The organism is Bradyrhizobium embrapense (genome assembly GCF_001189235.2).
GTDB classification, from domain to species: Bacteria; Pseudomonadota; Alphaproteobacteria; order Rhizobiales; family Xanthobacteraceae; genus Bradyrhizobium; species Bradyrhizobium embrapense.
On record NZ_LFIP02000002.1, the window covers coordinates 1,373,393 to 1,399,843 of the forward strand.

A 26,451-nucleotide genomic window follows, 5' to 3' on the forward strand; every position below is an offset into this window, starting at 1 on the left:
CCTCAATGCCAGATCAGGACCGCGCAGACGGTCGAGACCGCGAGCCCGGTCAACACGGGGACCATCGCGGTCCGCACGATCTGGAACACGGGAACGCGCGCGAAGCCGGCTACTGCGATCAGCGACGACCAGGCCACCAGGGTGCCGCCGCCGGTCCACACCGCGCCCATCTGCCCGATCGCGGCGAGCGTCGCGGGCTGCATCCCGACCGACGGGGCCAGCGCACCCGACAATGAGCCGGTCAGCGGCAGGCCGGCAAAGCCCGAGCCGTCGATGCCGGTGATCATGCCTGATATCAGGATGCCGAAGGCGACGAAGAACTCGTTGCCCGGTATCCAAGCCTGTGCGGTCTGGATCAGTTCGAACAGCAGGCTCGGCGCCTGCGCCGCGGGCACGCCGAGGATCGGCGCGGACAGGCCGGGCTCGGCTCCGAGAAAGAAGAAGCCCGCGATCGGCAGCACGGATCCCATTGCCTTGAATGCGAAGACGAAGCCTTCGGTGACGTGGTCGGCGCTGGTGTCGAGGAATTTGCGCAGATCATCGGTGATGAAGGATGCGCAGATCATCAGGATCGCGGCGACGCCGCCGACGAGGGCCGCAGCATCGCCGCCCTTGAGGTCGTGGCCGATGCCGAGCTTGGCCAGCACCATCACCGCGATGACGCAGAGAAAGGCGAGCGGGGTCGCGACCGCAAAGAATTTCGACCAGCCTTCGCGGCGCGTCGGCACCCCGGCGAGCGCCTTGTCGATCTGCGCCTGGGTCGCAAGCGGCGGCTGGCAGCCGGCGGTGCCGCGCGCGATCTCCGCCTTGTCGAACGTGCCCTCCTGCTCCAGCCGCGCCAATTCTCCGTTGCTCGACTGCGCCTGCCAGCGCTCCAGCAGCATCTCGTCGGCCTTGGCGATCGACTTGCGGATCGAAAGATAGGCGAGGGTCAACGCGATGCCGCCGGTGATGAGGGACAGCACCAGTGCGCGGTCCGCGACGGTAGCGGCGCTGACCGCGGCGCCGGCCGCCTTGGCGCTGATTCCGGGCGCGACGCCGATCACATAGTCCGACGACAGCGCCATGCCTTGTCCGGCGATCGCGATCGCGATGGCGCCGCCGAGCGGCGACAGGCCGGCCGCAATCGCTGCGGGCAGCAGCACCGCGGAGACCAGCGGCACGGCCGGCGTCGGCCAGAAGAACAGCGAGATCACATAGGTGATGGCGGCAAGCACGAAATAGGCGGTGTGTCCGGTCTTCATCACGGCGCGGAACGGCTCGACCATGCGGATGTCCGAGCGCAGCACCTTGAGCGCGTTTAAAAGCGCCGTCATCAACGCGATCACCAGGAAGATGTTGAACAGCTCCTTGGCGGCCGTGAAGCTCGCATTGAACACGCTGGCTAGCGCTGCGACCGGGCTGTGCGTCCAGGCAAACGCCACCAGCAGCGTCGCGATCACCGACGGCACCACGACGTTGGCGCGCCAGACCATGGTGAGAACGATGACGGCGACGCCGAGCAGATAGACCCAATGTGCCGCAACGATCGGAGCGTGCTGCATGGTTGTTGCTTCCCCCTCTGATGCGGCGAATAATGTATACTGTATGCCGCGATAGCAAGCGCAAATTGCGAGCCATCGCTCTGTGCCTCGCAGAGGGGTGAAAGCACTTCCGATCATATTTTGTGCGGAATATGCCCTAAATTGAGGCGATAAAGTACGGCTGCCGCCAGGTGGGATGAACGGAGGAGAACCCGGGTTTCGGTGTTGACAGTCGTTAGTTTAGTATACAGTATACCGGAATAGCCGATCAGAATGCGCCCAATGGCCCGTTGGTGGACGGCGATTTCTTCACGGCACAGGAGCACCACGATGCAGAAGCTGATGGATCACGTGGAATTTCGAGCGGCCCTCGAAAATGCCATCAAGGGAAAGAGCGCCAACAAGGCCCCGTTCAGCGTCGCCTGGGCCAGCGGCAAGCTCAGCCGCGCGCATCTCGCGCGCTGGGCCGAGAACCACTACCACTATGTCGGTCCGTTCGCCGACTACCTCGGCTACATCTATGCGCGGATGCCGGAGCAGTATCAGGAAGCCAAGGACTTCCTGCTCGCCAACATGTATGAGGAGGAGATCGGCGGCGACCGCCACACCGACCTGCTGATCCGTTTTGCCGAGGCCTGCGGCACCACCGCGGCACGCGTCAAGAACCCCGACAACATGACGCCGACGACGCGCGGGCTGCAGAGCTGGTGTTATTCGGTCGCGATGCGCGAGGACCCGATCGTCGCGGTGGCCGGCCTCGTGGTCGGCCTGGAGTCGCAGGTGCCTTCAATCTATCGCAAGCAGACGCCGACCCTGCGCGAAAAGTACAAATTCACCGACGAGGAAGTCGAGTTCTTCGACCTTCACATCGTGTCGGACGAGATTCACGGCGAGCGCGGCTACCAGATCGTGCTCGAGCACGCCAATACGGTCGAGCTGCAGCAGCGTTGCCTCAAGATCTGCGAGATCGGCGCGCAGATGCGGCTGCTCTACACCACTGCGCTGTACCACGACTATGTCGCAAGCGACATTCCGCTGGCGGAGCTCGATCTTGCCAGCGGCGTCTCCGCCGAAGAGCGCGTGCTGTTGCAGGCCTGAGCCGCAGGGAGCAGCGGCGCGATGCCCAACGTCATCTTTCACCGCAACGGCGAGACCTTTGTCGGCGAGGTCAAGGACAACACCAATCTCGTCGTCCGCGCCGGCATCCGCCAGTTTCCCTATCCCAACTTCCTTTACGGCTGCGGGATGGGGAAGTGCGGGAAGTGCGCGTCGTTGGTCATCAAGGGCGGCGAGCATTTGCCGGAGCCGAACTGGAAGGAAAAGAAGCGCCTCGGTGCCAGGATCGAGCAGGGATATCGCCTCGCCTGCCAGCTCTGGCTCACGCATGACATTGAACTGTCGCAGGAGGCAGCCCCGCTGGCCGACGTCGTCGCGCCGGCCGGCGCCGCCGTTGGGAGGACGTGACCGATGTACGTGATACTGACGAGCAAGCCGGGGCAGTTTCGTACCGAGATCGCCGGGGGCCTACGGCCGCTCGCGGCCTATGACTACCTGTTCTACGGCATCAGGAAAGCGACGTTCGTGATTGCCGAACTGCTCGAGGAGACCAAGGTCAGGGTGATCGACGAGGCCTGGTCGCCACAGGTCGTGAACGAGGTGCCCTCGAAATTCCTCGAGAAGTTCGAGACGCCCGAGCGGGCGCTGAACGAGCTCGAGCATCTCGTCACGTTCGGTCACATGGACACCAAGCTGCGCAAGCGCTGAGCGGATCGCAGGATGATCGAAGTCACGTTTCTGACCAATGGCGGGAAAACCGTCACTGCCGCCGAGAACAGCAATCTGCTGCGCGTGTCGCTGCGCGAGCAGGGCGGCATTCCGTTCAAGTGCGGCGGTGGCCTGTGCGGAACCTGCAAATGCCTGATCGAGAAGGGCATCGAGAACACCGATGCGATCAAGCCGAAGGAGCGCAAGCACCTCACCGAGGAGCAGTTCGCCGCCGGCTACCGCATGGCGTGCCAGACCTTTCTCACCGGCAGCGTGAGCGTGTCGTGGGTGCCGAAAGCCGCCGTGCCGGCGGCGCGACCCGTAGCTGTTGACGGCGAATGAGCGCAGCTTGATGGCATGCCGCCGGCGGTCTAAATACCGGGCAGCGGTCATTCGGCCAGGACTCTGGCAGCTCGCTGGACCTCCGGTGTCCATGCATTGAGCGAAGCGCGGCCGGACAGGTCGGTTCATGGCAGGCAAGCTCGGAAGCTCCAAACGTCTCGGCGACGACTACCTCTCCCTCCACGGCAAGGTCATCGAGGAGCTGCGGCAGGCGATCCTGAGCCGGCGGCTGAAGCCCGGCGAGCGGCTGGTCGAGGGCCGCCTCGCCGACGAGCTCGGCGTTTCCCGCAATCCCGTGCGCGAGGCGATCCGGGTGCTGGAATCGGAGGGGCTCGTCGAGGTGACCGCGCGGCGCGGTGCCTCCGTCATCACGATGAGCGACGAGGAAGCGCGCGAGACGATCGAGGTGCGCGCGCTGCTCGAGGGACAAAACGCGCGCCTCGCCGCGCGCCGCCGCGAAGAGAGCATCATCAAGCGGATCGCGGCGGTGCTGAAGCAGGGCAACGAGGCGGTCGCGGCACGGCGCTACGAGCTGTTGCCGGATCTCAATCAGCAATTCCACCATGAACTAGCGGAGGCCGGCCGCAACCGCGTGCTCGCCGATCTGCTCAAGCGGCTGCGCGAACGCACGGCGATGCTGTTCTCGCCGACCGATCCGGTGCGCCAGGCGCGCACCTGGGACGAACACGCCGCGATCCTGCGCGCCATCATCGCCGGCGACGAGCGCGCCGCCGCCACGCTTGCCGCCGAGCACGTGATGCGGGCCGGTGCGGATTTTCTCTCCACCCTCCATGTGCCCGATGAGGAGACCTCGCTGGAGGCGGCGTCGGCGAAATACGGCCTGCCGTCCGGCTCCCGCGTGGATCAGGCAACGACCAGGCCGCCGCGCCGGACCCAGCAGCGCACCGCTACGCGGCGGCAGAAAACCGAGAGCTGAACGCGCCCGTCGCGTTGATGGTCTGCGGCGCGCCGATCCCGCGCTCGAAGGTCCGGCGGTACCGCTCCGGATCGCCCTAACTTTCTTGACCGTATCTGCCACGCTCGCTAGGTCTGTTCCCAATGCTGGGCAGGGGCGCAACCCTGCCGGCCGCGCCGCATGGCCGGGGGAAACCAATGAACAACAACAATCATGGCGCGTCGACCAACGACGCCGCCGAGTATGATTACGTCATCGTCGGCGCGGGCTCGGCCGGCTGCGTGCTCGCCAACCGCCTCAGCGGCGACGGCAAGCATTCGGTGCTGCTGCTCGAAGCCGGGCCGAAGGACACCAACATCTGGATCCATGTCCCGCTCGGCTACGGCAAGCTGTTCAAGGAAAAATCCGTCAACTGGATGTACCAGACCGAGCCTGAGCCCGGCCTGAACGGACGGCAGGTGTTCCAGCCGCGCGGAAAAGTGCTCGGCGGCTCCAGCTCGATCAACGGCCTGCTCTATGTGCGTGGTCAGCACGAGGATTATGACCGCTGGCGGCAGCGCGGCAATGCCGGCTGGGGTTATGACGACGTCTTGCCCTATTTCAGGAAGGCCGAGGATCAGCAGCGCGGCGGCGACAAATACCACGGCACCGGCGGTCCGCTGCCGGTATCGGACTGGCGGCATCGCGATCCGCTGTCGGAAGCCTTCGTGCATGCCGCGGCCGAGGTCGGCATCCCGACCAATCCGGATTTCAACGGCGCGACCCAGGAGGGCGCGGGCTTCTTCCAGACCACGACGCGGCGCGGCCGGCGCGCTTCGACGGCGCGGTGCTATCTGCGGCCGGCGCTGACGCGCGGCAATCTGCATGTCGAGACCTCGGCGCTGGCGCAGCGCATCCTGTTCGACGGCAAGCGCGCCAGCGGCGTCGCGTACCGGCAGAACGGGCAGTTGCGCACGGCCAAGGCGCGCAAGGAGGTGCTGGTGTCGAGCGGCGCGTACAATTCGCCGCAATTGCTGCAGCTTTCCGGCGTCGGCCCCGCCGATCTGCTGAAGCAGCATGGCATCGAGGTTCTGCTCGATGCGCCCGGCGTCGGCAACGATTTGCAGGATCATATGCAGGTGCGCATCGTCACGCGCTGCGCCCAGACCGTCACGCTGAACGACGTCGTCAACCATCCGGTGCGCCGCGTCATGGCGGGTCTGCGCTACGCGGCGCTGCGCAAGGGGCCACTCACGATTGCGGCCGGCACCTCGGGGGCGTTCTTCAAGACCAGCCCGCGGCTGGCATCACCCGACATCCAGATCCACTTCCTGCCCTTCTCGACCGACAAGATGGGCGAGAAGCTGCATCCATTCTCGGGCTTCACCGCGTCCGTCTGCCAGCTGCGTCCGGAGAGCCGCGGCTCGCTGAAGATCCGCAGCGCGGACCCCAGCGTGCCGCCGGAAATCCGCATCAACTATCTGGCGACCGAAACCGATCGCCGCGCCTTCATCGACGGCATCCGCATCCTGCGCAAGATCCTGGCCGCGCCGGCGCTGAAGTCATACTCGGTCGGCGAGGTCGATCCCGGCGCCAAGGTGGTCAGCGACGACGACCTGCTCGATTTCTGCCGCCGCACCGGCAGCACGGTCTATCATCCGACCTCGACCTGCCGGATGGGCAACGATGCGCTCGCGGTCGTCGACAACAGGCTCAAGGTGCGCGGTGTCGAGCGGCTGCGCGTGGTCGATGCGTCCGTGATGCCGGACCTGATGTCGGGCAACACCAACGCGCCGACGATCATGATCGCCGAGAAGGCGTCGGACATGATCCTGGAGGATGCAAGGTAGCAGGCCTCAGCCCTTATACGCGCGCACCCGTGCGACCATCTGCTCGACATGGGCGATCGGCGTCTCCTGCAGGATGCCGTGGCCGAGGTTGAAGATCAGCCGGCCGCGGCCGAAATTCTCCAGCACATCGTCCACCGCGCGGTCGAGCGCGGCGCCGCCGGCAATCAGGGCCAGCGGATCGAGATTGCCCTGCACGGCGACGCGGCTCTGCACCCGCTCGCGGATCATCGACGGCTCGGTGGCCCAATCGATCGACACGGCATCGACGCCGGTCTGCTCGACATAGGCCGGCAGCATACCGGCCGCGCCGCGCGGAAAGCCGATGATCCGGGCACCGGGGACCTGCTCGCGCACCCCCGCAACGATGCGCTTCGTCGGCTCGATCGACCAGCGGGCGAACTCGCGGGGCGGCAGCACGCCGGCCCAGGTGTCGAAGATCTGCAGGCAGTCGGCGCCGGCCTTGAGCTGGCCGACGAGATAATGGATCGAATTCTCGACCAGGACGTCGATGATCCCAGCGAACGCGTCCGGATGGCGGTAGGCGAGCATCCGCGCCGGCGCCTGGTCCGGCGTGCCCTGTCCGGCCACCATGTAGGTCGCAACCGTCCACGGCGCGCCGCAGAAGCCGATCAGCGCGATCTCGGGCGCAAGCTCGCGCCGGACGCGGCGCACGGTTTCAAAGACCGGCTCGAGCTGGTCGAAATTGGCCTTTGTCTCCAGCGTCGCGATCTCGCCGGGCGTTGCCAGCGGATCGAGCCGCGGCCCTTCGCCGGCCTCGAAGCGCACCGAACGGCCGAGCGCGTAGGGGATCACCAGGATGTCGGAGAAGATGATCGCGGCGTCGAAGTTGAACCGGCGGATCGGCTGCAGCGTGATCTCGGTGGCGAATTCGGGCGTGAAGCAGAGGTCGAGGAAGCCGCCGGCCTTGGCGCGCAGTTCGCGATATTCCGGCAGATAGCGGCCGGCCTGCCGCATCATCCAGAGCGGCGGCACGGCCTGGCGGTGGCCCGACAGGAGGTCGATGAGCGGCTGCTTGATGGGGTCCTGGGGCACGCGAAAGTTCCTGGTCACGGTCAAGATTTGGCCCCTGATACACGCTGCGGCGCAATGCGCCAAGGCGGTTCTGGAACCCTCCTTTGCGTGGGCGCGTTGTCCAGGAGATGGAGGGACGACATGGCCGAAAAATTCGATCCAGCCGCGCATGACAAGCATGCCGAGAAGCCGCACGAGGCGCAGGCTGCCGACCGCAAGGCGCACTCCCGGCTGAAGGAAGGACTGGAGGATACCTTCCCAGCCTCCGACCCGGTCAGCGTCACGCAGCCCGCACCGACGAAGCACGACGGCAATCGGGACAATTAGCTGGTATTTCCCAGCGGTTGCTAACCACGATGCGAAATGAGTTCAATCATGCGAAGAACGACTCGCCGCGCAGCGGTAGCTCGAAGCGCGCCGCGCCGGTGGTATGGAGCGGGATCGTCGTGGCTGCAATTGCCGTGAGCTTGTGGCTGACGCTGCACGCTTGACACGCTTGCGGGCGGCCTCGATCAGCGAAGCCGCCCGGATATCGTGACGGAAGGCTAGACCGGGCCGCCTTCTGGCCGCTGCACCCGGTCGAATTCGAAGGTCACGCCGAGCCGGCGCTCCAGCCGCCAGACCTGAATGCAGTGCCGCCGGATCGGTTCGCTCTCGATCTTGAGATCGAACGCGAACGGAAGCGCGACGTCGCTTTCCACCGCCAGCCCCGCGCCGCCGGTCGAGATGTTGAGCACAAGGCATCCGACGCTGGTGTTGCGGAAGAAGATCGTTCCGCGCTTCATCAGGACGGTTCGCTGGCTGTCGATCTTGTATCTTTTTATTGTTGCGCTCACGGCAGTCTCCTATCCCGATGTGATGCCCGCTCGCGATCGTTCCCCGGAGAATGCCCTAGTTCACCAGCACCGCGCCGTCGCAACGAATGCCCAGCACCCAGACGTCGACCTGGCCGAGCCCGATGCCGAGCGTCGAGAGCAGCGTCGCCAGCACCTGATCGATCGGGCTCGTCACGGCATTGAGGATACCCATGACGAGCGCGCCCAGTCCTGGAATCGGAAGCCCGAGCGGGCCGACATTGATGGTGAGCGAGAGGTCGCCGAGCAGGGTTGACGTGAGCGAGGTGAGGAAGTTCGTCGTCGTCACCGTCTTCTTCGTGCCCGACTGGATGTCGCTGTAGCTGAAATTGACGTTGGTCGGCGTGGTGTTGCCCATGCCGGCATGGGCAAGGCCGGTGACGGTGATGAGGCCGAGATTGACCAGCATCGCCGGCGGTGGATTGGGCTTGGTCGTGAAGTTGGTCATGTCGGCAACCGTGACGTTGCCGATCCAGGCATCGACGATCCCCGGCGTCACGCCGATCGTGACCTGCGAGGTGTTGATGTTCGGATGGCCGCACGACACCGCGTTGAGCGTCGCGGTGCCCGAGGCGACCTCGACATAGACCGGGAGGTTGATCGCGGAAACGCTGCCGGAGCCGAGCACGTTGATCGTCGCCAGGATCCTGGTCTGCGCGGTGTGGACGCTCACACCCTGGGTGCCCATCGCGATCCAGCTCGAGCCGACCGGACGCTCGCCGATCGTTGCGATCACGGACACGTTGGCGATGCCGGGCAGGCCGAGATTGATCGAGGTGGCGATCTGATTGCTGCCATTGGCGATCTGCGCCACCGTGTTGATGAGGTCGAACACCGAGACGCTGGCGCCGACCTTGGGTTTCTGCCCTACCGTCAGGTTGGCGAACGGGCCGAGATCGATCAGGGTGCCCGGCGAAATCTTGGCTGAGGAGCCGGTGAGAGCCTGGGAGATCGTCGACAGCGCGGTCGTTGCTGCGTTCGCGCCGTTGGTGATCTGCTGTGTGTTCAACGCCGCCGCCATGATGTCGCCGACCTTGATGTTGCTGCTCAGGAGGTCGCTATAGGTGACGCCGGTCAGGTTGACCCGGGTTGCGAGCGCCGACAGGAAGTCCAGCGCGTCGATCTTGGCGCTGATCAGCGCATTATAGTCCATCACCGAGAGCGACAGCGTGGTGCCGAGCATGGCGCCGAGCAGCGCGTTGAGCGCCCCGCCGTTGACCGAGAGCAGGCGCGATCCGATCGCGAACGTGGCCATTTCGGTCGACGTCGCGGTGGCGGTGGTCGTGATGTTGAAGCTGCTCGCGCCTGTGATGTAACGTGCGAAATAGAGCGGGGTCTTGGTCGTCAGCGTGACGCGCGCAGCGTTCGGAATGCCCACCGCGGGGGTCACGAAACGGGATTGCGGCGCGATGGTCTTGTCTGCGGTGTAGGTCCCTGTCTCGACCTTGACCAGCGCGCTGGCCGGATAGTTGTTCTGCGTCACCGTCGCGGTGGCAGCGTTGACCGGGTTGCTCAGGTTGGCGGCGGCGACGATCGCGGCGAGGTCCGCGGTGCTCTGGGTCTTGCGCCGGTCGGCGAAGATCGTGCCGAGATCGATGGCAAGGCCGGCGCACCCGATCAGGAGCGTCATCAGGCCGGCCGAGATCATCGCGAAGTTCCCTCGTTCGTCGGCGCCGAAGCGCCGCACCAGCATGAGGATGCCGCTCATGCTAGAATCCCCCGTACTGAATCGCCGCGGAACGGACGATGGTGCTCGCCGGAGCGGGGACGAAAGGCAGCTTGTAGATGAAGTTGCCGGCCGCGTTGTAGTTGACCGTCACGACGTAGACGTTGGCATTCGCGGGGGACGGCGCGGCACTGACGGTGAGATTGCTGGCCACCAGCAGCGGGTAGGTCGATGCGTTGGCGGTGACGTAGCTCGTCGCGAGGCTGTTGCGTTCAGTGTCGGTCATTCCGGCGATCGACGACCGCGCCGCTTCGGCGGCGAGTTGCTGGACGCCATGCACCATCGCGAGATAGGAACCGAATACGATGATGCCGAAAATGAAGGCGAGAAACAGCGGCAGCATTAGCGCAAATTCAACAGCAGAAGCGCCGCTTCGACAGCGAAGGAACCGGGTCATTGCACACCTCGAAACGCAGGCCAGGGCGCCACGTTGCGAGGCTTTGATTAAGGAAAACTATGAAAACGCTTCCGCGAATCAGTGACGTCAATTCAGATGAATAGGAGCGTTCAAACTGATTGGGTGCTCGATGCGTTATGGGGCGATCAGAATCTTTGATGACGTGTCCGCAGAAACCCGGGGTCTGACGGTGTTGAAGTGCTGCGCGCGTATGCAGATGCAGTCGTCTGATACCGTAGCACTACGCGGAAATGCACGTAACAATACATATACCGAGCAGTTATTGCACTATCGCGGCAAATTGAACCTAAAGGAAAGTGCAACCAAATGTTAGTATAGCTGAATCGCATAATGGAGAACGTAGTTGCGCCCCGTGCTGAAACTGGAGGGCTCGCGATGCACAGGCCACGTCAGCATTTGAATATTCCTACGGAGATCGTTCGCACGGTCGTTGCGATCGCAGAGACCGGAAGTCTATCGAAGGCCGGCGAGCGCCTCGGCCTCAGTCAGCCGGCGATCAGTTCGCAGGTGAAGCGACTGCAGAGCCTGGTCGGCGGGGCGCTCTTCGTCAGGACTGCCAACGGCACCACCACGACCGAACTCGGCAAGGTTGCCGTGCAGCAGGCAAGGCGAATCCTCGAAGCGAACGATCAACTGCTTCGGCTCGGCGGCAATCATGAAGGACCGCAGCCGTTGCGGCTCGGAATAAGCGCCTTGCTGGCCGAGGAGTTCCTCAAGTTGCATCCGGCCGACGCACTCGCTGACGTGCTGGTTCACGCCGACATGTCGCCGATCGTCATCAGGGGATTGATCGACGGCTACATCGACATCGCCTTCGTCTACAGCAACCCTTCGCTGGAGAACGAAGATGAAGTGACGATCGCCGCCGAGGCCGACGAGCGCTCGGTGTGGGTACGATCACGCGATTTTGTGCTGCGGCCGGGCGCCCCGATTCCGATACTGGCGTGGCCGGGTGACGACTGGATGATCCGGACGCTCGCCAAGCACAACATCTCTTACAAGATCGTGTTCAGGAGCCCGAACTACCAATTGCGACTTGACGCAGCACGGGCCGGATACGGCCTGACGGCGTGCCCCGAGCGGATGATCCCGTCCTCGCTGATTTCGGCGAAGGACTACTATCTTCCGGAGCTTCCGATGCAGAAGCGCCTGCTGTGTGTTCGCCCGGGCCTCGAGGGAAGCCGCGCGACGGCGATGGTGCAGCGCCTGTCCAGCCTGTTCTTCAGCGGCGCGAAGCCGATGCGCCAGGTGAGCAACATGTAATCCGGTGCCGCGCCGGGCGGCACCGATCAGTAGTGCGGTGGGCGCTCGTTGGCGGGGCCCGGCGCCTGGCGTTCGGCTTCCTGAAGCCGGTCGCGCAGCTCGGCGAGCTGCCGCGTCAGTGCGTCGATCTGCTTCCATTGCGCCGTGATGGTCTGGTTCAGCGTCTCGATGGCCTCGTCCTGGTAGGTCAGGCGGACCTCCAGCGCATCGATCCGCTCGCTCAGCTTTGCCGCGTCATTCATGCACGGCGTCCTCGCGGCCACGTTCACGCAGGCCGTGACCGAGCGCGACCCGTTCGTCGAACACAAAGCAGTCGCCGCGCCAGCGGCTATCCTGCCGCGGGGTTTCCTCGAGATATTTCAGGATGCCGCCCTTGAGGTGATAGACCTCGCTGAAGCCTTGCGCGAGCAGATAGGCGCTGGCCTTCTCGCAGCGGATGCCGCCGGTGCAGAACATCGCAATCCGGCGGTGCTTCGCGGGATCGAGCTGCCGTGCGGCAAATTCCTTGAATTGCCCGAAGCTCGCGATCTTGGGATCGACCGCGCCTTCGAAACTGCCCATCGCGACCTCGAACGCGTTGCGGGTGTCGAGCACCATGATGTCGGGCGAGGCGATGAGTTCGTTCCAGTCCGCGGCGTCGACATAGGTCCCGACCTGCCGCGTCGGATCGACCGTGGTGTCGCCGAGCGTCACGATCTCCTTCTTCAGCCGCACCTTGAGCCGCTGAAACGGCATCTGCGCGGCTTCGGAGAATTTCAGCTCGAGATTGTCGAGGCGGCCGCCGAACAGCGATCCGTGCCTGAGCTCAGCGACGAAGCCATCGACGGCTTCGTCGCTGCCGGCGATGGTGCCGTTGATGCCCTCATGCGCGAGCAGCACGCTGCCCTTGAGATCAAGGTTGGCGCAGAGCGTGCGCAGTGGCTCGCGCAATGCGCGGAAGTCGGGCAGTGCGGCGAACTGGTAGAAGGCGGCGACCTTGAGGGGCATGGCCGGGGTTTATCAGGCCGGGCAGATCGGCGAAACCCCGCAAAGCCATGCATTATCGGGATAATTCCTCTGGCATACCATGCATTGCCCTGCCGGGGATGAATATGCCATGTACGTCGCGTCCACGCACGCAGCAGCATCAGACCATCACGATCAAGCGAGCTCTCCGTTATGAGGAATTTCCACTTCGCCGGCCGTTCCACGGTCCACGCCCAGAACGCGATGGTCGCGACGTCGCATCCGGAGGCAGCCCTGGTCGCCATCGAGGTGATGCGCGAGGGCGGGACGGCCGCCGACGCTGCGGTTGCGGCCTGCGCGCTGCTCGGCGTCATCGAGCCACAATCGACCGGCATAGGCGGCGACTGCTTCGCGCTGATCCAGCCGAAGGGCGAGGGCAAGATCACGGCATATAACGGCAGTGGCCGGGCGCCGATGGCAGCCACCGCCGAGTGGTATCTCGAACGCAAGATCCATTCGGTGCCGCTCACCTCGGCGCATGCCGTCAGCGTCCCCGGCGCGGTCGATGCCTGGGACGTGATCCTCCGGGATCACGGCAAGTTCGGCTTCGACCGGCTGCTGCAGCCGGCAATCAGGGCCGCCGAAGAGGGTTACGTGGTCGCGCCGCGCATCGCCTTCGACTGGAAGAACGGTTTCGAGAAGCTGAAGAATGGCACCAACACCGAGCGCTATCTGCTGCCGCACGGCAAGCCTGCGGTTGCCGGCGACGTGATCCGCCAGCCCGAGCTCGGCAAGACGCTGCGCGCCATCGCGCAAAAGGGCCGCGATGCCTTCTATAGCGGCGAGATCGCCGCCGACATGGTCGACACGCTGCGCGGCATCGGCGGCCTGCACACGCTGGAGGACTTTGCCGCGCACTCGACCGAGACGACTGCGCCGATCGGCACGATGTACAAGGGCTACGACGTCTGGCAGTGCCCGCCGAACGGCCCCGGCATCACCATGCTGGTGATGCTCAACATCCTCTCGCGCTTCGACCTGACCAAGTTCAAGCCGCTCAGCGTCGAGCGCTTCCACCTCGAGGCCGAGGCGGCGCGCATCGCCTATATGATGCGCGAGCAGCATATCGCCGATCCCCAGCACGCCCATGTCGACGTCGCCGGCATCCTCTCCAAGGAGTTCGCCGACGAGCACATCAGGAACATCCGGACGGACCGGCTGCTCGAACTGCCGAACGTCGCCCCGCCGATGAACCCCTCGACCGTCTACATCACGGTGGTCGACAAGGACCGCAACGTCTGCTCCTTCATCAACTCGATCGCGCACTCGTTCGGCTCGGCGATCGTCTCCAACAAGACCGGCGTATTGCTGCAGAACCGCGCCGGCGGCTTCCGCATCCAGCCCGGCCATCCGAACTGCATCGCGCCGGGCAAGCGCCCGCTGCACACCATCATCCCGGCGCTGGCCACCCGGAACGGCCGTGCCGTGATGCCGTATGGCGTGATGGGCGGGCAGTATCAGCCGGTCGGCCAGACTCACGTGCTGACCAACATGCTCGACTATGGTTGCGATATCCAGGAAGCGATCGACATGCCGCGCGGCCTGCATTACGAGGGCGTCTACCAGCTCGAGGACTCCGTGCCGGCGGAGATCGTCGAGGGCCTGAAGAAGATCGGCCACAAGACCACCAGCGTGGTCGCGCCGCTCGGCGGCGGGCAGGGGATCTGGATCGATTGGGACAAGGGCACGCTGACCGGCGGCTCCGATCCGCGCAAGGACGGCTGCGCGCTCGGCTACTGATCGCGATCGATATCAATCAGGGAAGGACGTCCAGGATGCAATCTTCACGACGAGCGATCATCAAGACTGCGTTTGCCGGCCTTGCGGCGGCAGTCTCCACGTCCGTTGCCGGCGAGACGGCAATGGCTCAAACTGCAGGAAAGCCCATGACCACAGCTTCAGGCCTCCAGATCATCGACAGCCAGGTCGGCACCGGCGCCTCGCCGAAGACCGGCCAGACCTGCGTCATGCACTACACCGGCTGGCTCTACGAGAACGGCCAGAAGGGCAAGAAATTCGACTCCTCCGTCGACCGCAATGAGCCGTTCGAGTTTCCGATCGGCCAGGGTCGCGTGATCAAGGGGTGGGACGAGGGCGTCGCCACCATGAAGGTCGGCGGCAAGCGCACGCTGATCATCCCGCCGAACCTCGGCTATGGCGCGCGCGGCGCCGGCGGCGTGATCCCGCCGAACGCCACGCTGATGTTCGATGTCGAGCTGCTGGGTGTAAAGTAAGCCACTGGCCGTCAGTTAGTCGGCCCACGACAAGAGGGGCGCAGCGATGAAGATCTCGATCCTCGACGATTATTTCGACACGCTGCGCACCCTCGATTGCTTCCGCAAGCTCGACGGCTACGACGTCACGATCTGGAATGACCATGTCCAGGACGTCGATGCGCTCGCCGAACGGCTGCGCGACACCGAGGCGCTGGTGCTGATCCGCGAGCGCACCCAGATCCGCACCCCGCTGCTGGAACGGCTGCCGAAGTTGAAGCTGATCAGCCAGCGCAGCGTCTATCCGCATATCGACATCGATGCCTGCACGCGGCTCGGGATCATCGTGTCGTCGAGTCAGCACGCGGATACGCCGTCCTACGCCACCGCCGAGTTCACCTGGGGCCTGATCCTCGCCGCGATGCGCGCGATCCCGCAACAGATGGCGGCGTTGAAGGCGGGCAAATGGCAGAGCGGCGTCGGCCATACGTTGCGCGGCAAGACGCTCGGCATCTACGGCTACGGCCGTATCGGCGCCGTGGTCGCGGGCTACGGCAGGGCGTTCGGCATGAACGTGCTGGTCTGGGCGCGCGAGCCGGCGCTGGCGAAGGCACGCGCTGACGGCTACGAGACCGCCGCTAGCAAGGCGGACTTCTTTGCGCGCTGCGACGTGCTGTCGCTGCATATGCGGCTAGTCGACGCGACGCGCGGCATCGTCAAGGCGGAGGATCTCGCGCGGATGAAGCCGACCGCGCTGATCGTCAATACCAGCCGTGCGCCGCTGATCGAGCCGGGCGCGCTGGTCAACGCGCTCAACGTCGGCCGGCCCGGCATGGCCGCGATCGACGTCTACGAGAAGGAGCCGCTGCGCGACACCACGGACCCGTTGCTCAACATGGACAATGTGGTCTGCACGCCGCATCTCGGCTACGTCTCGCGCGACGAATACGAGATCCAGTTCACCGATATCTTCGATCAGATTTTGGCTTACGCGGTCGGTACGCCGACCAATGTTGTCAATCCGGATGTGCTGGCACATCCGGATGTGCTGGCACATCCGCGTCCGCGCGGCTGACCGGCATCGCTCATGATCGAGCGGCCGGCTCGATGGGCGGCCAAGTCATCTCTCGTTCAGCGAGGCCAGCGAGCCGCTGCGGTCACCCTGCCGACGATCCTCTTGATGCCGCCGAGTGCCTTCTGTCCCTTGCCCTTGGCCTGCAGAATCGCGCCTCTGCCCTGCATCGCTGGAGAGCCGGTGACCTTGCCAAGATGCCGCTTGAACCTGCCGATCGCCTCGTTGGCGGTGCCCTGGATCTTGTCGGTTGTGCCACTCATGAAATTACTCCTTCGGAATATGCTGAGACAACGCGCCGGCACATGGCGATGTTCCGATTTGGCAACGTTCCGATTTTCCGCTCGCCTGCGCGCATGCTTTTCGGTAGCGTTCCACGCACGCAAACTCGACCAACGAAAGCAAGTACGATGAGCGGTTCCCACGATCACACCCATTCCCACGACCATCATCATCACGACGACGAGCGCTGGAAGCACGACGGCGTCCGGGTGATTCCGGGTAACCAGCTCGATCCGAATGTGCCGTCGACCGCCGGCATGGACCGCAAGGCCGCGATTAACTTCGCCCGGGTCGGCGCGCAGAAATTGTGGGCAGGCACCGTCAGCATCAAGCCGGACGCCAAGACCGGCGCGCATCATCACGGTCATCTCGAAAGCATCATCTATGTCGTGAAGGGCAAGGCGCGGATGCGTTGGGGCGAGAAGCTGCAATTCACCGCCGAAGCTGGTCCCGGCGATTTCATCTTCGTGCCGCCTTATGTGCCGCATCAGGAGATCAACGCCAGTCCCGACGAGGTGCTGGAATGCGTGCTGGTGCGCTCCGACGGCGAGGCGGTCGCGATCAATCTCGATATCGAGCCGGTCGAGAAGCCGGAGAACGTGCTCTGGGTCGATCCGGTGCACCGGCATCCCGACGAGAAGAAATGATGGAGTCTGGTCATTCCCCGGTGCGCAATTGCGCACCTGAGGGCTCGCGAAGCGAGAGCCCGGAATCTATCGAGCCGCAGCGTTGACGGATGAATGGACTCCGGGTTCGACGCTGCGCGTCGGCCCGGAATGACAATGCAGGGAGGAGGTCAGCATGACGCTCGTTCGCTACGAGAGCGCCGACCACGTCGCGACCATCACGATGAACCGAAGCGAGAAGCACAATGCGCTCAACAACGCGTTGTGCACGGAGTTGCGTGATGCCTGGCTGCGCTTCCGCGACAGCGAGGATCGTGTCGCGGTACTTGCCTCCGCGGAGGAGAAGTATTTCTCGGTCGGCGCCGACGTGGCCGACCTTCCCGTCAACATGTGGCACGCGGTGCCCGGCCTCGGCGTCGAGCTCGACAAGCCGGTGATAGCAGCGACCTCTGGCTGGGTCGTGGGCGGCGCCTTCGTTCTGGTGCAGATGGCCGATCTGTGCGTCGCGTCCGAGACAACGCGCTTCATCTATCCGGAGGGAAAGATCGGCACCACCGCGGGCGGTGTCTCGTCGGTGATGGCGCGGATGCCGCACAAGATCGCGATGGAGTTTCTGCTGGTCGGCGAGGAAATGTCGGCGGAGCGCGCCTTCCAGATCGGCTTCGTCAACAAGGTCGCACCGAAGGGTCAGCACCTCGCGCTGGCGCAGGAGATGGCCGCGAAGATCGCCGGCAATGCACCGCTGGTGGTTCGCGCGTTGAAGAAGCTCGCCCGCGAAGCGATGCCGAAGGGACCGTTGGAAACCGTAGCCGACGTGCGGCGGTTGCTCGATGAAGTCAAGGACAGCGAGGATCTCAAGGAGGGCGTAAAGGCCTTCAGCGAGAAGCGCAAGCCGAGGTTTACGGGGAAGTGACGCAGTCATTCCGGGGCTCGCGAAGCGAGAGCCCGGAATCCATTCCACCACACGGCCTGCGGCGAAATGGATTCCGGGCTCGACGCTGCGCGTCGCCCCGGAGTGGCTGGTGGTGAGACCCTACGCAAACACCCGGTGATCGATCGCGCCGGTCGGCACCACATAGCCGTAGCGCGTGTTCGACGGCTCGACGCCGGCCTTCTCATACCGCGCCTTCATCATTGCGAAGCGGTCGCCCTTGATGTCGCGCATCGCGCGCTTCGGCTGGATGTTGTAGAGGCGGGCATTGTTGTCGCCGAAGATCGCCGTCTTGACCGGTCCGTCGGCAGGCCCGAGCGGCGCGTAGCCGAATTTCTTCTGCATCATCTCGGGGATCTCCAGCCGCCGCAGGCCCTCGATCTGCCATTGCGGCGCGCCGGTCCACAACGCGTCGGTGCCCCAGCAGACGTGGTCGACGCCGAGGCCCTTGATCAGGGTGCCCATCAGCGCGGCGCAGACATTGGGTTCGGCGACCAGCGTGGTCGCGAACAGTTGCCCGACGTCGCCGTAGACGTTGCTGACGCCGTACTGCGCCGGGATGTCGGCGAGGTCGGAAGTCCAGGCGATGCGGCCGGTGCGTTCGAATTCGGCCAGCGCGACCTTGGGATCGCCGCCGACATGGCGGTAGGCCGAGTGGTAGATCACGAAGTTGAGCTGCGGCCAGTCCTTGGCCGCCTGGCCGACATCGGCAACGTCGGCGAAGCCGCGCAGGTTCGGATATTGCTTCTCGATACCGGGCGGAAACAGTCCCTTGTGGACGCAGACATTCTTGATGCCCGCCTTGACCATCTTCTCATAGCCCTTGTAGGCGACCTTCTCGTCATCCAGCCGCCAGGGGTAGCGGCTGATTTCCTTGTGGGTGTTGTCGCCGATCGTGTAGCCCTTGCAGGACTCCGGCCCGAGCGCCAACGCGGCGTCGAGCTTGTCGAGCCAGCCCGGCTGGCCCGGCGTGAAGATCGCGTGACAGAACACGCGGCGCGAGCCGGCCTCGTCGTTGATCTGCTTGCGCGCGGCCGCCATCTGCTCGTTGGTCAGGAACCAGTCCTGCTCGATGTCCGACGGCGCCGAGGAGATCAGCGCGATCTTGGTGTCGGAATCGAGAAACATCTCCTTCTTGTAGTTGTTGAACTTCAGATCCTCGATGGTCTGCTCGTGATCGTTGAGCTCCTTGTTCCAGCCGGCCTTGCCGACCGCCTTGCGCATTTCCACAAAACCCATGATGCGGGTGTCGTCGCGCAGGAAATGCGTGTGCATATCCATGATGAACTGGTCTTTCAGGCCGTTGGCGCGTTCTTGCGCCATTGCCGGCGTTGCGGCTTCCGCCGGCGTGACGTCGAACAGATTTCCGTAGACCTGGTTCATTGCGACGAACGAGGCGGCCATGCCGGCCGCGGTCTGGAAGAATTTTCGGCGATCGAGGCCCTGCTTGCCGCCGAGATCGTCGGCCATCGCCAGCAGGCGTGCCTCGACCTCGCGCTGACGTTCGTTCTGCGGGTCGGGATAGAATTCGTCGCTGGAGACGAGCTGGGTCGGGATCGGCGTCTGGTACTGGCACAGTTCGGAGGGCATCAAGGCGGCAAGTTCTTCGTCGGTGAGATTGCTGCTCATTCTTCGCTCCCGCTCTCGCCGGATTTTTCCGGTCGAACCGCGGCGGAGACTAGGACCAAGTCCGTCCGTCGTCCGCGCCGATTGCCTGAAACCGTGTTCACAAAATCGTGCGTCGCAGCTGTGGCCGCGATATGCCGGCTTCGCACAACCGGTCCTGCGCGCTGCTATGCTCGATCGCACCGGGTCGGACGAAGAAATCCGGAAGGGAGCGAACCATGATGCCAGCAGATCATTCGCGGCGCACCATCATCACCGGCATCGGCGTTGCGACGGCAGCCGGTGTGCTCGGCGCAGCACCGGCGCAGGCCGCGAACGCAGTTCCAGCCGAGGGAGAAATATGGAGCAACGAATACTGGGCGAAGAAGGGTGACATTCCGCTGTGGATGTTTCGCAAGCGGATCGGCGCGCCCAAACCGGGCGAGCCGGCGCGGCCCGTGGTGTTCTTCGTCCACGGCTCGTCGGTGACATCGAGGGCATTCGACCTCACCGTGCCCGGCAAGGGCGAGTATTCGCTGCTCAACGTCTTTGCGCGCTACGGCTTCGATTGCTGGACCATGGACCACGAGAACTACGGCAAGTCGGGCCGCACCTCTGGTAATGCCGATATCGCGAGCGGGGTCGAGGACCTGAAGGCGGCGGTGGAGGTGATCGCGCGCGAGACCGGGCAGGCCAGATATCACTTCGTCGGAGAATCCTCCGGCGCGCTGCGCGCGGGCGCCTTCGCGATGGCCGCGCCCGAGCGGATCGATCGCCTGGTGTTCGCCGCCTTCACGTACAAGGGCGAGGGCTCGCCGACACTGGCGAAGCGCGCCGAGCAACTGGCGTATTATCGCAGCCACAACATGCGCAAACGCGACCGCGACATGATCCGCTCGATCGCGACCCGCGACCGGCCGGGCACGTCCGACCCCGCCGTGATGGAAGCGTTGGCCGACGTCGAGATGCAGTTCGGCGACCAGGTCCCGACCGGCACCTATCTCGACATGACCGCCAATCTGCCGGTGGTGCATCCGGAGAAGGTGCTGGCGCCGGTGCTGCTGGTCCGCGGTGAATATGACGGGATCGCAGCAGTCCCCGATCTCGAGGAGTTCTTCAACAAGCTGCCGAATGGCGACCGGCAGTTCATCATCCTGCCCGGCACCGCCCATTCGGTCGCGCTGGCGACCAATCGCGAGCTGTTCTGGCATGTGACGCGGGCGTTTCTGACCATGCCAACGCCGATCGTGACCTGAAGCCTGCGGCAGGACGCCGCAATAAAAATCTGCGCGGCGATGTCGGGATCCGGCTATTCGGTTCGTCCTCGGGGCACAACCCGCCAACAGGAGTTCTTCGCGTGGCCAATCCCAAGATGATCTTCGTCAACCTGCCGGTCAGCAATCTCGCCCATGCCACCGCGTTCTATGAGGCGATCGGCGCGACCAGGAATCCGCAATTCTCCGACGAGACTGCGTCCTGCATGGTGATCTCCGACACCATCTTCGTCATGCTGCTGACTCACGACAAGTTCAGGCAGTTCACGTCGAAGACAATCGCCGACGCCAAGACCACGAGCGAAGTGCTGGTCTGCCTCTCCGCCGACAACCGCGACGCCGTCGACGGCTACGTGACCAAGGCGAAGGGGGCGGGCGGCACGGCCGATCCGTCGCCGAAGCAGGATTTCGGCTTCATGTATGGCCGCAGCTTCGAGGATCCGGATGGGCACATCTGGGAAGTGATGTGGATGGACCTCGAGGCCGCTGCGAAGGCGCAGGCTGCCGCGGCCACTGCCTGAGCCGCCGCACGATGCGTTGAGACAGCACTTCAGGCGATGGAAATGCCGTCCGGCCGGACTTCGGTCATGGCTTGGACGGCATTTCTGGCTGGAGGCAGGTCGCCTTGCCGGCAGCCAGGGACCGGAAAGTTCAGTTCGACCGTGGTGCCGCCGCCGGGCGTCTCGCAGAGGGCAACGGTGCCACCGTGTGTGGTCATCACCTGGGACACGATCGAAAGCCCCAGTCCCGTTCCTTCCGCGCGGGTGCTTCCGCGCTTGAAAGGCTCCAGCAGCAATTCGGGCTGACCGAGTTGCAGTCCCGATCCGTGGTCAATGACGCTCAACCGCGCTGGCGCTCCGACTTCGATCAGGACGGAGCCGCCCGCGCCGCCATGGGTCACGGCGTTTCGGATCAGGTTCGAGAGCGCGACGGCGATCGCGGCTTCCGAGCCACGCACCCAGACCGGGTGACGAGGCTCGGTAAACTCGACATCGCTGCCGTTCTTCAATGCCATCGGCACGTGTTCGGCCGCAACCCTGCGCGCAAGCGCCGCAAGGTCCGTTTCGATCAGCTCGGCAGGCTCCGCGGAGATGCGCGCCAGCTGGAGCAGCATGGTGACGATCGACGACAGCTTCTGGTTCTCGGCGATCAGCCTGGCACGCAGCGGACCGTCTTCGACCTGCTCGAGGATGGTGCGCGCATTGGTCAAGGGCGTACGCAACTCGTGTGCCGCGTTCGACAGGAAATTTCGCTGCGCTTTTGAAGCAACGTCTATTCGGGATAGCGCGCGGTTGAAGGCCGCGACGAGAGGCAGGAGCTCGGCCGGCGCATCCTGTTCCGGCAGTCGGCGACCATCCGAAACCCCATCGATCATCTCGGCGGCCGCAGCGACGGCCCGGACGGGACGTGCAATCAACGTCGGCACGAAGACCATCGCGGTAAACGCCGTCGCCGCCAGGACGAGGATGATGGGAAGCGCGACGATCGTCGCATCGGTCAGCATGCCGGTCGTCAGTTGCGCTGCCGTATAGGCCACGCCACCGGTTTCGATCCACACCTCGCCCACAGGCGTATTTCTGACAGCCGCCATCTTCTTCAGATTGGTGGTCTCGCCGTCAAACGCGTAGGCGAGGAAGCTCGTCCCGTCACGCGACGTCTGGGTCTTTTGCGGACGCCATTTCGGGACCGGGCCGTAGCTGACCTCTCCACTCTTGTCGGACACGACATACCAGAATGTCGGGAATTCGCGGATGATCTCGTCCAGCCTCGAGGTCCGCTTGAGCGCCAGTTGCCCGGTCTCGTTGCGGATGACGGCTTCCTTCAAGGCATCGGCGACGTCGGCGGCGGCCCAGGTGCCGTCATCGTCGCCGCCAAATCGGATCAGCAGCGCTGCCGCGCAGAGCAGCATGATGGTCGTCACGGCGCCGATCAGCGTCGCGGACAGCACCGCGATCGAGCGATGGACGCGCTTGAGCCTTTGCCACTTCAAGATCATCATTCGCCGCTCAACAGATATCCGAGGCCACGGACCGGTTTGATGACGACCTTGCAGTTGGCCGCGCGGAGGCGCCGGCGCAGCCGCGAAACGTGTGCCTCGATCGCGTTCGATTGAATCTCGTCATCAAAGCTGTAAGCGGCAACTTCAAGGGTCTCGCGCAGGACGACGCGCCCGATGCGCCGGACCATCGCTTCCAGAATCGCCAGCTCACGCCGCGGGACAACAATGGGGGCGTGATCGACGCAGACTTCGCGATTGAGCACGTCGTAGCTCAGATTGCCGATGCGCACGATCGCCCCTCTATCCAGAAACAGACGTCGCAGCACCGCCTTGGCTCGCGCAATCAGCTCAATCGGTTCGAATGGCTTGGCCACGTAGTCGTCCGCCCCGTCGTCGAGGGCGCGAGCAATATCAAGGGGGTCATCGAGCGCCGTCAGCACGATCGTCGCGGGGCTCGGCTTCTGCTGCTTCAGGTCGCGCAGCAACGCCAGACCGTCGCCATCCGGCAGTCCACGGTCGATCACCACGAGTTCGAAGCTACGCACGGCGACTGCGGCGCGCCCCTCCTCGAGCGTCGTGACCATGTCGGATGCGCCGAAGGCCGTGGCCAACGTATCCCGCAGCCATGGCCCAAGCTGAGGATCATCCTCCACGACCAGAACTCGCACCGCGTTCTCCCAATTGTAAGCCATTGTTTCTACCATTACAGACGGATTACAATAAGATTACGGCCGGTAGGAAAACTGCGGTGTCCACGCGAATACATTGACGTGATTGGCCTTTTCCTTGTGGTTCGATCAGCCGTGCTCGAAGGCAGCGGCGATCGCCGAGCCGCCAATGAGCCCCGGCGTTACTGCCGCGCCGTAACCGGCGCGAACGCCACGCACACCAGCGCTTCGGAGCCGATCGGCGTCATGACCGTGAGCGAGCTTTCGCATGGCATTCCCGCTCAGCGATTTCAGCGCCAGGGGCGTCGATCAACATGACCGGCGAATGACGGCGCGTCGGCGCTTGCGAGGATACGTCGACGGAGCCGTGAAACGGACCTGCGTCAGGCTATCGTAATGGTCGCTGTGAAAAGCATGTCGGACAACGCGGCTCGCATCGCGCTTTCCGATCTCCGTCCCCAGGCTTCCGAACATATGCCGGTCGATTTTGCGTTCTCAGCGATGGCCAAGCGGTCGGATCGCAGCCCGGCGTCTTGGCGTCGTCCGTTCAATCGATGGCTGGATGGAGTCGAGGCGGGATGGTCGGTGCCGTTGCTGCTGGTTTGCTTCGTCGGCATCTGGACGGTGTATCTGTCAGTCGCCTATCACGGCGCCGGTCTGCATCCGGACCTGCTGGAGACCTGGACCTATGGGAGGCACTTCGCATGGGGCTATCCCAAGCACCCGCCATTGATGGGGTGGACGACCGGCGCGTGGACCTTGGTCTTTCCACTCTCCGACTGGTCGCTGCAGCTGATGGCGATGACGAATGCGGCGTTGGCCCTGTGGTTCGTCGATCGCATCGCAAGAAGGTTTGTGACCGGGCACAAGCGCCTGATCGTGCTGTTCCTGCTGATGCTGACCCCGGCATACCAGTTTCACGCGCAGCGCTTCAACGCCAACGCCGTGTTGCTCGCGGTCTGGCCGCTTGCAACCTACTGCTTCCTGCGTGCCTTTGAAACGAGGGCGCCGCTCTGGGCGATTGCCGCGGGTGTCGCGGCAGCGCTTGCAATGCTGGGCAAGTACTATTCCATCTTTCTGATCGCCAGCTTCGCGTTGGCCGCAATCATCCATCCCTTGCGACGAGCCTATTTCGCGTCCAGCTCGCCCTGGATCTCCACAGCTGTCGGGCTGATTGCGCTGTCTCCGCATCTGCACTGGCTGGCCACGACGGGCGCGGAACCCGTCCACTATGCCGCGACGCATGTGGGCGCCGGTTTCCCTTCGTCGCTGCGGGATGCCGTCAATTTCCTGTTGGGTCTTGCTGCGGCGACGAGTGTCTCGGCCGTAACGTGGATGATGATAACAGGGTATCGCATCAAGCGCCTTCCCCGGGATCTCGCGGCGGCAAATCCCAACCTGAAGCTGCTCGGCCATGTCGCGATCGGCACGATCGCTCTTCCTTTCATCACGTCCATCTTGCTCGGCACCGACTTGCCGTCGCTCTGGGCGCTTCAGGGATTGTTCCTGCTTGTTGTGCCCGTCGTGTGCAGCACGCGTTACCCGATCGAGCGGTTCTATACGGTCAATGCCGCGCTGCTGGTTGCCGGAATAGCAATCGTCGCCACCGTGCTGGCAGCCCCGGCCCATGCGCTCTACCGCAACAGCTACGGCTACGATGAAGGGCGAAACGTCTATCACCAGGCTGCAGACAAACTCACCCAGCTGTGGCACGAGCAGATGGGTACGCCGCTGTCGATCGTCGGCGGCAACGATAGCCTTGGGGTCGCGGTGGCCTTCTACAGCTCCGATCACCCGCATTATGGCGACCCTTTCGCCTACCAATATTCATTGGCATTGCCACGCGAGGTAACACCGGAGCGCGGCTGGGCGGCGCTCTGTTTTGACGACCAGGACGATTGCCTTGAATGGACCGGGCGAATGGCGGCCCACGCCGGAGATTATGTCAAACGCGAATTTTCCGTTCAATCGAGCCTGTTTGGAATTCCGGGCGTCAAGCGGAACCTCGTTGCTTTCCTGGTCGCGCCCCGTCGTGAGCCGGACGATGCGCCGTCAAGTCTCGTCAACGATGCCGGTCAGGGCGGAGGACATGTCTCTCCGCAAGCGGATTCGCCGCCTCGCGCTGAGCCGGATGTCGCGGTGCCGGAAAATCAGCCGCCGGGAAATGCGCCGCAGACGAACGATCCGGGAGCCAACATGCTGGTGCATCATGGAGCAGCAAAGCTCTTCGTCTTGATGCGCTGATCAAGCTCATCCGCAACGCGGCCGTACCGATCGCGCGCGTAATCTTGCGGTAATCGGCCGCCGCTTTATCGGCGGCGGGGTCAAGGGCGTCATATCACGAAGGATAGCGGTCCATGCTTATCAGGTTGGTTTGCATCAGCCTCGGCGTTTGCGGCATCATCGGCGCCACCGCGGTCGCGCAGACATCTCCATCGATGACCGGCTCAACTCACCAGGCCCCCGCAACACGCGCGCCGATCAGTCGCGCCGACAAGATCAACCTCAACACCGCGCCTGTCAGCGAACTGGTGAAGCTTCCGCACCTCAGCGTGCGCGGCGTCACTGCGATCACGGAGGCGAGAGCAAAGTCGAAGTTCAAGGATTGGAATGATTTCGTGGCCCGACGTGTAGTGCCGCGATACGTCAGGAGCGAGCTCAAGGAGCTCGTCACGTTCTAGAGGGGCTTTGTCGATCGCTGCCGAGGGGCGGGCGCGGTTATCGAACGCGAATAGGATATGCGTCAATGAAACGAGTAGCGGTTTTTGCCGCCATGGCGGTGGTCGCTGTGGGATGTCTTGCGTCGAGCGAAGCCACGGCACGCGGCCGGCGGGGAGATGCGGTTGCCGTCGGGATCGTCGGCGGCCTGGCCCTCGGCGCCCTGTTGGGCTCCACCATGGCTGCCGGTGCGGCTCCGGCCTATGTCTACGAGAGGGACTATTATTCGCCGCCCCCCGTCGTGCACTACCATCGTCACGTCTACGAATACGGCGACGAATATCCGGGCGGTTACTACGGCTATCGATCGGGGTACCGGGAAGGCTACTCGGACGGCTATTGGGACAACGATTGAACGTAGGTCGGCCTCGCTGATCCGATTGCTCGACGG

At 64.2% G+C, this 26,451-nt stretch carries 29 protein-coding genes; 18 read left to right on the top strand and 11 right to left on the bottom strand.

The genetic code is table 11. The annotated features are described in order from the left end of the window. Nucleotides 1-2: 2 nt before the first annotated feature. Nucleotides 3-1,544 (bottom strand): hypothetical protein, encoded by a 1,542-nt coding sequence (locus AKN83_RS13855; protein WP_050401686.1) that lies wholly within the window; start codon nt 1,542-1,544, stop codon nt 3-5. 309 nt (nt 1,545-1,853) lie between these two features. Between AKN83_RS13855 and AKN83_RS13860 the strand changes: the two genes are divergently transcribed. From AKN83_RS13860 to AKN83_RS13885, 6 genes are all read left to right on the top strand, one after another. After that, a complete protein-coding gene (locus AKN83_RS13860) occupies nt 1,854-2,621 on the top strand; it encodes an iron-containing redox enzyme family protein (RefSeq protein WP_050401687.1) in 768 nt (255 codons plus the stop codon). A 21-nt stretch (nt 2,622-2,642) separates the two neighbouring features. Next, on the top strand, nt 2,643-2,987 hold the full coding sequence (locus AKN83_RS13865) for a 2Fe-2S iron-sulfur cluster-binding protein (RefSeq protein ID WP_050401688.1): 345 nt from the start codon (nt 2,643-2,645) through the stop codon (nt 2,985-2,987). A gap of 3 nt (nt 2,988-2,990) precedes the next feature. After that, the gene (locus AKN83_RS13870) at nt 2,991-3,287 is read left to right on the top strand and encodes a hypothetical protein (RefSeq protein ID WP_050401689.1); all 297 of its coding nucleotides are present in this window, start codon (nt 2,991-2,993) and stop codon (nt 3,285-3,287) included. A 12-nt stretch (nt 3,288-3,299) separates the two neighbouring features. Then, entirely contained in the window at nt 3,300-3,629 is a 330-nt protein-coding gene (locus tag AKN83_RS13875; protein ID WP_050401690.1) for a 2Fe-2S iron-sulfur cluster-binding protein, read from the top strand. Nucleotides 3,630-3,756: 127 nt separating this feature from the next. Continuing rightward, nucleotides 3,757-4,566 (top strand): GntR family transcriptional regulator, encoded by an 810-nt coding sequence (locus AKN83_RS13880; protein ID WP_063695321.1) that lies wholly within the window; start codon nt 3,757-3,759, stop codon nt 4,564-4,566. Between the two features lie 176 nt (nt 4,567-4,742). Then, nucleotides 4,743-6,374, top strand: coding sequence for a GMC family oxidoreductase (locus tag AKN83_RS13885; protein WP_050401691.1), 1,632 nt, complete (start codon nt 4,743-4,745; stop codon nt 6,372-6,374). Between the two features lie 6 nt (nt 6,375-6,380). Here AKN83_RS13885 and hemE read toward each other — a convergent pair whose 3' ends face one another. After that, nucleotides 6,381-7,427: a uroporphyrinogen decarboxylase gene (hemE, locus tag AKN83_RS13890; RefSeq protein ID WP_050401721.1), complete on the bottom strand. Its 1,047-nt coding sequence runs from the start codon at nt 7,425-7,427 to the stop codon at nt 6,381-6,383. Nucleotides 7,428-7,547: 120 nt separating this feature from the next. On the opposite strand from hemE, the gene AKN83_RS13895 reads away from it, so the two are divergent. Then, on the top strand, nt 7,548-7,733 hold the full coding sequence (locus AKN83_RS13895; protein WP_050401692.1) for a hypothetical protein: 186 nt from the start codon (nt 7,548-7,550) through the stop codon (nt 7,731-7,733). A 218-nt stretch (nt 7,734-7,951) separates the two neighbouring features. Here AKN83_RS13895 and AKN83_RS13900 read toward each other — a convergent pair whose 3' ends face one another. Genes AKN83_RS13900 through AKN83_RS13910 form a run of 3 tightly spaced genes read right to left on the bottom strand, consistent with a single transcriptional unit; the run spans nt 7,952 to nt 10,383 of the window. Further along, nucleotides 7,952-8,242: a hypothetical protein gene (locus tag AKN83_RS13900; RefSeq protein WP_244521972.1), complete on the bottom strand. Its 291-nt coding sequence runs from the start codon at nt 8,240-8,242 to the stop codon at nt 7,952-7,954. Between the two features lie 55 nt (nt 8,243-8,297). Then, nucleotides 8,298-9,968, bottom strand: coding sequence for a pilus assembly protein TadG-related protein (locus AKN83_RS13905; RefSeq protein ID WP_050401694.1), 1,671 nt, complete (start codon nt 9,966-9,968; stop codon nt 8,298-8,300). 1 nt (nt 9,969) lies between these two features. Beyond that, nucleotides 9,970-10,383 carry a TadE/TadG family type IV pilus assembly protein gene (locus AKN83_RS13910; protein WP_050401695.1) on the bottom strand — a complete coding sequence of 138 codons (414 nt, stop codon included), beginning with the start codon at nt 10,381-10,383 and terminating at the stop codon, nt 9,970-9,972. Between the two features lie 396 nt (nt 10,384-10,779). Between AKN83_RS13910 and AKN83_RS13915 the strand changes: the two genes are divergently transcribed. After that, a complete protein-coding gene (locus AKN83_RS13915; RefSeq protein ID WP_244521973.1) occupies nt 10,780-11,667 on the top strand; it encodes a LysR family transcriptional regulator in 888 nt (295 codons plus the stop codon). Nucleotides 11,668-11,693: 26 nt separating this feature from the next. On the opposite strand, the gene AKN83_RS13920 is transcribed toward AKN83_RS13915, so the two are convergent. Together AKN83_RS13920 and trhO are read right to left on the bottom strand one after the other, a co-directional pair. Further along, nucleotides 11,694-11,909 carry a SlyX family protein gene (locus AKN83_RS13920; RefSeq protein ID WP_050401697.1) on the bottom strand — a complete coding sequence of 72 codons (216 nt, stop codon included), beginning with the start codon at nt 11,907-11,909 and terminating at the stop codon, nt 11,694-11,696. After that, the gene (gene trhO, locus AKN83_RS13925) at nt 11,902-12,654 is read right to left on the bottom strand and encodes an oxygen-dependent tRNA uridine(34) hydroxylase TrhO (RefSeq protein ID WP_050401698.1); all 753 of its coding nucleotides are present in this window, start codon (nt 12,652-12,654) and stop codon (nt 11,902-11,904) included. Before trhO ends, AKN83_RS13920 begins: the two co-directional genes overlap by 8 nt. A gap of 171 nt (nt 12,655-12,825) precedes the next feature. Here trhO and ggt point away from each other — a divergent pair, with 171 nt between their 5' ends. From ggt to AKN83_RS13940, 3 genes are read left to right on the top strand one after another with little or no spacing between them, the layout of a single operon-like run. Continuing rightward, nucleotides 12,826-14,412 (top strand): gamma-glutamyltransferase, encoded by a 1,587-nt coding sequence (gene ggt / locus AKN83_RS13930; RefSeq protein ID WP_050401699.1) that lies wholly within the window; start codon nt 12,826-12,828, stop codon nt 14,410-14,412. Nucleotides 14,413-14,447: 35 nt separating this feature from the next. After that, nucleotides 14,448-14,906 (top strand): FKBP-type peptidyl-prolyl cis-trans isomerase, encoded by a 459-nt coding sequence (locus tag AKN83_RS13935; RefSeq protein WP_083992030.1) that lies wholly within the window; start codon nt 14,448-14,450, stop codon nt 14,904-14,906. A 46-nt stretch (nt 14,907-14,952) separates the two neighbouring features. Next, on the top strand, nt 14,953-15,960 hold the full coding sequence (locus AKN83_RS13940; RefSeq protein WP_050401701.1) for a D-2-hydroxyacid dehydrogenase family protein: 1,008 nt from the start codon (nt 14,953-14,955) through the stop codon (nt 15,958-15,960). Between the two features lie 56 nt (nt 15,961-16,016). Here AKN83_RS13940 and AKN83_RS13945 read toward each other — a convergent pair whose 3' ends face one another. Beyond that, entirely contained in the window at nt 16,017-16,220 is a 204-nt protein-coding gene (locus AKN83_RS13945) for a CsbD family protein (RefSeq protein ID WP_050401702.1), read from the bottom strand. A 147-nt stretch (nt 16,221-16,367) separates the two neighbouring features. Between AKN83_RS13945 and AKN83_RS13950 the strand changes: the two genes are divergently transcribed. Continuing rightward, nucleotides 16,368-16,886, top strand: coding sequence for a cupin domain-containing protein (locus AKN83_RS13950; protein WP_016846211.1), 519 nt, complete (start codon nt 16,368-16,370; stop codon nt 16,884-16,886). A gap of 154 nt (nt 16,887-17,040) precedes the next feature. After that, nucleotides 17,041-17,778, top strand: a complete 738-nt coding sequence (locus tag AKN83_RS13955; RefSeq protein WP_050401703.1) for an enoyl-CoA hydratase/isomerase family protein — start codon at nt 17,041-17,043, stop codon at nt 17,776-17,778. Between the two features lie 120 nt (nt 17,779-17,898). Here AKN83_RS13955 and AKN83_RS13960 read toward each other — a convergent pair whose 3' ends face one another. After that, a complete protein-coding gene (locus AKN83_RS13960; protein ID WP_050401704.1) occupies nt 17,899-19,425 on the bottom strand; it encodes an amidohydrolase family protein in 1,527 nt (508 codons plus the stop codon). Between the two features lie 215 nt (nt 19,426-19,640). Here AKN83_RS13960 and AKN83_RS13965 point away from each other — a divergent pair, with 215 nt between their 5' ends. Together AKN83_RS13965 and AKN83_RS13970 are read left to right on the top strand one after the other, a co-directional pair. Beyond that, on the top strand, nt 19,641-20,657 hold the full coding sequence (locus tag AKN83_RS13965; protein WP_050401705.1) for an alpha/beta hydrolase: 1,017 nt from the start codon (nt 19,641-19,643) through the stop codon (nt 20,655-20,657). A 116-nt stretch (nt 20,658-20,773) separates the two neighbouring features. Further along, complete coding sequence (locus AKN83_RS13970; protein ID WP_050401722.1) at nt 20,774-21,196, top strand: VOC family protein; 423 nt, start codon at nt 20,774-20,776, stop codon at nt 21,194-21,196. Nucleotides 21,197-21,225: 29 nt separating this feature from the next. On the opposite strand, the gene AKN83_RS13975 is transcribed toward AKN83_RS13970, so the two are convergent. Both AKN83_RS13975 and AKN83_RS13980 read right to left on the bottom strand, forming a co-directional pair. Further along, nucleotides 21,226-22,671: a sensor histidine kinase gene (locus AKN83_RS13975; RefSeq protein WP_050401723.1), complete on the bottom strand. Its 1,446-nt coding sequence runs from the start codon at nt 22,669-22,671 to the stop codon at nt 21,226-21,228. Beyond that, nucleotides 22,671-23,342 carry a response regulator gene (locus tag AKN83_RS13980; RefSeq protein WP_050401724.1) on the bottom strand — a complete coding sequence of 224 codons (672 nt, stop codon included), beginning with the start codon at nt 23,340-23,342 and terminating at the stop codon, nt 22,671-22,673. The genes AKN83_RS13975 and AKN83_RS13980 overlap by 1 nt, the downstream gene beginning before the upstream one ends. Before the next feature lie 474 nt (nt 23,343-23,816). Here AKN83_RS13980 and AKN83_RS13985 point away from each other — a divergent pair, with 474 nt between their 5' ends. The 3 genes from AKN83_RS13985 (at nt 23,817) to AKN83_RS13995 (ending at nt 26,415) form a co-directional block, all read left to right on the top strand. After that, complete coding sequence (locus AKN83_RS13985; protein ID WP_083992060.1) at nt 23,817-25,586, top strand: glycosyltransferase family 39 protein; 1,770 nt, start codon at nt 23,817-23,819, stop codon at nt 25,584-25,586. A 113-nt stretch (nt 25,587-25,699) separates the two neighbouring features. Further along, nucleotides 25,700-26,023, top strand: a complete 324-nt coding sequence (locus AKN83_RS13990; protein ID WP_050401706.1) for a ComEA family DNA-binding protein — start codon at nt 25,700-25,702, stop codon at nt 26,021-26,023. Nucleotides 26,024-26,088: 65 nt separating this feature from the next. After that, nucleotides 26,089-26,415, top strand: a complete 327-nt coding sequence (locus AKN83_RS13995) for a hypothetical protein (RefSeq protein WP_050401707.1) — start codon at nt 26,089-26,091, stop codon at nt 26,413-26,415. The last annotated feature ends 36 nt before the right edge of the window (nt 26,416-26,451 follow it).